Raw genomic sequence first — 652 nt, 5'->3', positions numbered from 1 at the left:
ACCCGCTCGGCCCTGGCGAAATCAATAGGCCTGGGGCGCAAGGCGGCAGCGCCAGCAACAGCTGCGGCAGAAAAACCAAAACGAGCTGCTCGCGCGGCAGCGACGACAGCCGCAACGGCAATCAAGCAGCCTGTGAAGAAGGCGCGCAAGGCACCCGTCAAAGCGTAGCGTGCTGCACCCGACAGAGCTGCCAGGCAGCGGCAAACCTGAACGTGGTGAAGCCCCGCTTGCGGCGGGGCTTCGCGTTAGGTCGGATCACTCGGCAGCACGGCGGGACCAGATGAGCGAGAACTCGCCCTCGGTGTCGGTCTCGACCAGGCTTGCATAGATCGGAGCCGGGAAGCTCGGATCGTCGAGCTTGACGGAGTGGTAGTCGCGTCCCTCCCGCGAGGTCTTCTTCCATGCCGCCCCGAACTCGGTGGCGCCGGCGAAGATGCGCAAGGTCGGACCCTTTTCATTGTCGCCATCGGCCGGAGAGAACGTCACGGTCTTGACGTTGAGGTTGAGGGTCTTGACCGAGCCGGAGAAGCCGTTCGCGGTGCGGGAGAAAGTGCCGATCGTAGCCATTTGGTGGTTCCTTCTGTTTTTCTCGGGCCGCGCGTATCGCGGCCTCGATGGTGGTCGTGAGACCGGGGACGATCGGGCCGCACCC

1 protein-coding gene is annotated in these 652 nt (G+C 64.6%); it reads right to left on the bottom strand.

Annotated features, from left to right (window positions below; all coding sequences use genetic code 11):
• Positions 1-255 precede the first annotated feature (255 nt).
• Entirely contained in the window at positions 256-567 is a 312-nt protein-coding gene (locus NKI47_RS35015) for a DUF736 domain-containing protein (protein WP_352596420.1), read from the bottom strand.
• Positions 568-652 lie beyond the last annotated feature (85 nt).

This window comes from Mesorhizobium sp. M0633, assembly GCF_040320645.1.
Taxonomy (GTDB): domain Bacteria; phylum Pseudomonadota; class Alphaproteobacteria; order Rhizobiales; family Rhizobiaceae; genus Mesorhizobium.
This window is presented reverse-complemented; position numbering and strand designations above follow the sequence as displayed.